This is a genomic window from Nonomuraea turkmeniaca, assembly GCF_005889735.1.
GTDB lineage: Bacteria > Actinomycetota > Actinomycetes > Streptosporangiales > Streptosporangiaceae > Nonomuraea > Nonomuraea turkmeniaca.
In genome coordinates this window covers 13139-19059 of sequence record NZ_VCKY01000080.1, presented here as the reverse complement: position 1 = coordinate 19059, position 5921 = coordinate 13139, and the positions used below count along the sequence as shown (strand labels likewise).

At 69.8% G+C, this 5921-nt stretch carries 6 protein-coding genes; 2 read left to right on the top strand and 4 right to left on the bottom strand.

Features of this window, described 5'->3' with window-relative positions:
• Positions 1–18: 18 nt before the first annotated feature.
• Positions 19–1212, bottom strand: a complete 1194-nt coding sequence (locus ETD86_RS23505; protein WP_138668320.1) for an ArgE/DapE family deacylase — start codon at positions 1210–1212, stop codon at positions 19–21.
• Entirely contained in the window at positions 1209–2147 is a 939-nt protein-coding gene (locus tag ETD86_RS23500) for a methionyl-tRNA formyltransferase (RefSeq protein WP_138668319.1), read from the bottom strand. Before ETD86_RS23500 ends, ETD86_RS23505 begins: the two co-directional genes overlap by 4 nt.
• A gap of 93 nt (positions 2148–2240) precedes the next feature.
• Between ETD86_RS23500 and ETD86_RS23495 the strand changes: the two genes are divergently transcribed.
• Both ETD86_RS23495 and ETD86_RS23490 read left to right on the top strand, forming a co-directional pair.
• Complete coding sequence (locus tag ETD86_RS23495; RefSeq protein WP_138668318.1) at positions 2241–3524, top strand: lysine N(6)-hydroxylase/L-ornithine N(5)-oxygenase family protein; 1284 nt, start codon at positions 2241–2243, stop codon at positions 3522–3524.
• 136 nt (positions 3525–3660) lie between these two features.
• Positions 3661–4614: a DUF3500 domain-containing protein gene (locus ETD86_RS23490; RefSeq protein WP_138668317.1), complete on the top strand. Its 954-nt coding sequence runs from the start codon at positions 3661–3663 to the stop codon at positions 4612–4614.
• A 128-nt stretch (positions 4615–4742) separates the two neighbouring features.
• Here the strand turns inward: ETD86_RS23490 and ETD86_RS23485 are convergent, their stop codons facing one another.
• Both ETD86_RS23485 and ETD86_RS23480 read right to left on the bottom strand, forming a co-directional pair.
• Entirely contained in the window at positions 4743–5126 is a 384-nt protein-coding gene (locus ETD86_RS23485) for a PPOX class F420-dependent oxidoreductase (RefSeq protein ID WP_138668316.1), read from the bottom strand.
• Positions 5127–5267: 141 nt separating this feature from the next.
• Positions 5268–5861: a dihydrofolate reductase family protein gene (locus ETD86_RS23480; protein ID WP_138668315.1), complete on the bottom strand. Its 594-nt coding sequence runs from the start codon at positions 5859–5861 to the stop codon at positions 5268–5270.
• Positions 5862–5921 lie beyond the last annotated feature (60 nt).

Here is a 5921-nt window from a genome sequence, read left to right as displayed (position 1 = left end):
TGAATGAACCCTCCAGGATCAGCCGCAGATGTCGGCGGCCAGGCGGACCAGCGTGCGGGCGGCCTCGTGGATCTCGGACAAGCGGACGTGTTCGTCGGGCCCGTGTGCGAGGTCGACGTCGCCCGGGCCGTACTGAACCGTGGGGATCCCCGCGGCCGTGAGCAACCGCAGATCGCTGCCGTAGGGCGCGGCCCACTGCGCGGCGTCGCCCCCGGTGGCGGCGATCACCGCCTTGACGAAGGCCTCGTCGCCGGTTCTGGCCGGCAGGAACTGCCCACCCCACCATTCGACCGCGACCGGATGCGCCGCCAGCCACGGATCAGCGGCGCAGGCGGCCGCGACGGCCTCCTCGAGCGCGCGGCGGGCCTGGCCGGGCTGCTCGTCGAGGGCGACGCCGATCCGTCCCTCGGCGATGAGCTCACCCGGGACGGACGAAGCCCAGTCCCCCGCCGCGACCGTCCCGACCTCGATCGGATACGCCAGATCCCACCGGTCGAAGATCGGATCCGCCGCGGCGTTGCGCCGGGCCTCGAGGGAGCGGAGCGCGGCGAAGACCGGCAGGAACTTCTCGACCGCGCTCACCCCCGTCCCGCGCCGGGCGGCGTGGGCGGCACGTCCCGGCACGCGCAGCCGGAAGGTGAGCGCTCCGGCCGCGGCGGGCACGACGGCGAGCCCGGTCGGCTCGGGGATGACACAGGCGTCGGCCCGCCAGCCCCGCTCGAGGAGCGCGTACGTGCCGAGGCCGCCGTCTTCTTCGCCGACCACACAAGCGATCAGGACGTCACCGCGCGGCCGGACGTCCTGAAGCGACAGCACAGCGGTCACGGCGGCCGCGAGACCGCCCTTCATGTCGCAGGAACCGCGCCCGAAGAGCCGGCCACCGTCGACCTTCCCGCTGAAGGGATCGTCGGTCCACGCCGACAGCTCCCCGGGCGGGACGACGTCGACATGGCAGTTGAACATGAGCGACCGACCGCCGCCGCTCCCCGGCAGCCGGCCGACGAGGCCCCACGCCTGGGAACGCGGAGCCTCCATGCCGGGGAAGTCGGGCCGGGCGGTGAGCGCGTCCAGATCGAGGGGCCACTGGTCGACCTCGAGCCCGGCGGAGCGCATCAGCGCGGCGAGGCGCGTCTGGATCAGCAGCTCGCCCTGAGAGCCGCCCACGCTCGGGATCCTCACCAGCTCTGCGAGCAGGGCGGTGGGATCGTTCACGTGAGGTAGCCGCCCATGGTGCGGAAGTACTCGGCGGCGGGAAGTTCGGTGCCGTCCTCGGTCCTGACCCGCTCGATCCGCAGCCCGTGGCTGCGTCCGCGCCGTGCCTCGGCCCCTGCGACGATCACCACGCCGTCGCCCTCGCGGATGAACACGCGGCCCGGAGTGCCGCCGTAGATGCCGTCGGACACCGAGGCCTTGATGACGCGCACCCGCTCGCCCTTGTAGTGCGTGTACGCGTTCGGGTACGGGTCGGACTGCGCCCGCACGAGCCGGTCGAGGTCCTCTGCCGACCAGGTCCAGTCGATCTGGCAGTCCCGCTCGGCGCGCTTGTGGAAGAAGCTGGCCTGCGAACGGTCCTGCTTCTGCCAGTCGGTCCTGCCGGACGCGATGAGGGCGAGACCGTCCACGGTGATCGGCCCGAACAGCTCGAGCGTCTTGTGGAACAGGTCGGTCGTGGTGTCGCGGTCGCCGACGGGCACCGCTCGCTGGAGCACGATGTCGCCCGCGTCGAGCGTCTCGTCCATCATGTGCGCGGTCACGCCCACCTCTTTCTCGCCGTTGAGCAGTGCCCAGATCAGTGGCGAGAAGCCGGCGTACTTGGGGAGCAGCGAGTCGTGCACGTTGAGCGTGCCGTGCCGGGGCAGCTGGAAGATCTGCGGCGGGATCCACGTGCGCCAGTTGGTCGCCACGATCACGTCCGGATCGGCGTTCTTGAGTTCGGTCAGCAGCTCCTCGTCGTCGGGGCGCTCCCTGATCAGGACCGGGACGCCGTGCTCCGCAGCGAGGTCGGCCACCGAGTCGCTCCAGATGCGCTCGTAAGCGTGGTCGCTCTTCGGGTGCGTGACGACGAGGACGACCTCGTGCTCGGACTCAAGCAGGGCCTGAAGGGTGCGATGCCCCCAGGTCTGGTATCCGAACATGACGACCCTCATGGCGTCCTCCTCTGGACGTCGGATGTAGGTAAGGCTTACCTTCATAAGGCTCACCTAACTTACCTCTCGGCTCCGACGCGCGGAAGGGTTCAGATGACCAGTAGTACCGAGCATGTCCATGATCTGGTCGGGATCGGGTTCGGCCCGTCCAACCTCGCTCTGGCCATCGCGCTGAAGGAGCAGGGAGACGCGCTCGACGCGGTGTTCCTCGAGAAACAACCGCGGTTCGGCTGGCATCGCGGCATGCTCATCGAGGGCACCACCATGCAGGTGTCGTTCCTCAAGGACCTGGCCACCATGCGGAATCCGGCCAGTCGCTTCAGCTTCCTCAGCTACCTGCAGGATCGGGGGCGCCTGGCCGACTTCATCAACCACAAGACGATGTTCCCCTCGCGGGTCGAGTTCCACGACTACCTCGAATGGGCGGCGGCCGCTTTCTCCGACCAGGTCGAGTACGGCGCCGAGGTCGTCGCGGTGCGGCCGGTCTTCGACGGGGAGCGGGTCGAGCTGTGCGAGGTCGTGGCCAGGAACGCCGCCGGAGATCTCATCACCCGCAGATGCCGGCACCTCGTGATCGCCACCGGGCTCGAGCCCGTCCTCCCGGCCTCGATCACGCCGGGCGGCCGTGTCTGGCACAGCGGCGAGCTGCTGCACCGCCTGCCGGAGCTGGACGATCCCAAGCGGCTGATCGTCCTCGGCGCCGGGCAGAGTGCCGCAGAGGTCGCCGACCACCTGCACCAGACCTTCCCAGGGGCCGAGGTCTGCGCCGTCTTCGCGAAGTACGGCTACACGCCCGCCGACGACAGCCCCTTCGCCAACCGGGTCTTCGACCCGGACGCCGTGAACCGCTTCTACACCGCCCCGGACGACGTCAAGCGCATGCTGCTCGGCTACCACGCCTCCACCAACTACTCGGTGGTGGACCTCGAACTGATCGAGGAGCTCTACCGCCGGGCCTACCAGGAGAAGGTCAGGGGGGTCGAACGCCTGAAGATCTTCAACCTCTCCCGCCTGCGCGACCTCGCCGCCCGCCGTGGAGGCGTCCGCGTGGAGATCGAGGACCTCCCGACCGGCGACCGCACCACCCTGGAGGCGGACGTACTGGTCTGTGCCACCGGTTACCGCAGCCGCGACCCCCTGACCCTCCTCGGCGAGCTGGCAGAGCACTGCACCCGCCTCCCCGGCGGCTCGCCCGCCGTGGACCGCGACTACCGGATCGTCACCGCACCCAACGTGCGCTGCGGCATCTACGTTCAGGGAGCCACGGAACCCACGCATGGCCTGAGCTCCACCCTGCTGTCCAACACCGCCATCAGGGCGGGAGAGATCACCAGGTCGCTGCTGCACGCGGACCTGGCCACCGCCTCCCGCCGCTAGAACCGCACGGAACCCGTCATGGGTGCCGGCCAGGGGCATACCCTGATGTCGTTGAATTGCAGTAGGTTGCGGTTTGTGGCATCAGCGACCGTGTTCTGACCTATACGGCACCCTCCACCCGTGTAAGAAAACCTCCATGAGTGCCCATGACGTTCATGTGATGCGGCAGGCGGTGCTGCGATTCCTCGGCTCACTCGACACCGAGCGCAGAGCCGCGGCGACGGCGGCGTTCGGCTCGCCCGAGCGCACCGAGTGGTCCTACCTCCCCGGTCCCCGTCCGGGACTGCCGCTGGTCGCGATGACCTCCCGGCAGCAGGAGCTGGCGCTCGCCCTTCTCGAGACCGGCTGCGGCGTGGCCGGCGCGCGCGCCGCGAGAGGCGTCATCGAGCTCGAGCGCGTCCGCCGCCGCCTGGTGACCGGCGTCGAGGAGATCGACGGCGACCGTTACTGGTTTCGGGTGTTCGGCGAGCCAGGAGGAGTGGACCCATGGGCATGGCGGGTCAACGGCCACCACCTCGCGGTGCACATCACGGTCGTGGGCGACTCGATCGCCGTCACGCCGAGCTTCCTGGGCGCCGAGCCGGCCATGGTTCCGTCCGGACCGCAGCGGGGCCAGCGGCTGCTCGTCGACGAGGAGGAAATGGGCCGGGCTCTGCTCGCCGAACTCGCGCCGCACCAGCGCTCGATCGCGATCACCAGCGAGGTGGCCGCCGACGACATCCTGACCCGCAACGACCCCGTGGCGGATCTCGACCGCATCCCCCGTGGGCTGTCCTACGCAGAGATGTCGACGCCGTCGAAGGATCTGCTCGAACGGCTTGTCCGCCGCTACTTCGACCGCGCCCCAGGCTGGTACGGCCAGACCTGCTGGCGGGACGCGCTCGATGCCGGCCTGGACAAGGCGACGTTCGCGTGGACGGGATCCGACCGACGAGGACAGGGCCACTACTACTGCGTCGCCGGGCCCACGTTCCTGCTGGAGTACGACAACACCCAGGACGACGCCAACCACATCCACTCCGTATGGCGCGACCTGCGTAACGATTGGGGCGGAGACCTGCTCGCGCGGCACTACGCCGACCACCACTGAGCACGCGCCGCCACACGCAAGCCACACGGTGCCGGCCGAGCCCTCGGGCCAGAGTTGTCAGCACCGCCGCACAGACGCAGCCCTTGCGTGATGGGTGGGGCCGAGAGGTACTGGTGGGTAGGTCCGGTTCAGCCGAGGCCGACGGTCTGCCGCTCGGGCTCGACGACGGCGACGACGCGTTCCTCTCCCCGGGGATAGGGCTTGCCGGTGTACTTCGTTGAGATCTGGTCGATGATCTCCCAGGCCGTGTCGCCTTCGCGCCATTCGATGACCCTGCCGCGGACGATGACGGGCTGGAACGGGTTGTCGGCGGGCGCCAAGGAGAGCGCCACCCGCGGGTCGCGGCGCAGGTTGCGGGCCTTGCGCGAGTGCGGACCGGTGAGGAAGACGACGTGGTCGCCATGGGTGCCCACCCAGAGGGGGACGGTGTGGGGCGAGCCGTCCGGGAGGACGGTGGCGAGGTGGGCCAGTGAGGTGCCGTCGAGGACGCGGCGTACGTCGCGGTTGAGCATCGTTCTTCTCCTAGCGGGGTTGTCGGTGAGCCATGCGGCATAGTCGGTGACCGCGGTGGTGGCGTCGAGAGCGGGCGAACCCGCTGTTGGTGGCCAGGCGGGCGGTGTGAGAGCTGATCATCGCCAGGCCGCCGGTGAGGATCAGCGCTCGACCTCGTAGTGGAGGTGGGTGACGCCCGGCGCCGGGACGGCTTCGAGCAGGCGGAGGCGCACGTGCTCGGGCAGCGCCCGGAAGAAGGGGCGGCCGCCGCCGAGCAGGATCGGCACCTGGTGGAGGATCACCTCGTCGACGAGCCCCGCCTTCAAGGCCTCGGTGGCGACGCCGCCGCCCATGAGGCCGACGTCCCTGCCATCGGCGGCCTCGCGAGCCGCCGCGACCGCGTCCTCGATGCCGGTGGTGACCAGGGTCTGCCGCTCGGTCATCTCCGGCGCCGGTCGGTGGCTGAGGACGACCAGCCGCGCTGCGGGATGGGGGCTGCCGCCTCCGAAATGGTCGGAGTCCTCGTACGTGTTGCGCCCCGCCACGACCGCGCCCACGCGTCCGGCGAGGGCGTCGAAGACCCGGGCACTCGGCCCGCTCAGCCGGAACCCGTCGAACACTTGGCTGGGCGTGTCGCCGTCGAAGTACCAGTCGAACAACATCGCTCCGTCGCCCAGCCCGCGCCCGGCGCCTGGATCGCGCCCGGTGATGTAACCGTCGACCGACACCGCGTGGGCGCTCAAGACCTTGCTCATCTCGGTGATTCCTTCTTGAGTTCCTTCAAGAGACTCCACGAGCCTAACACCCAGAGTTCC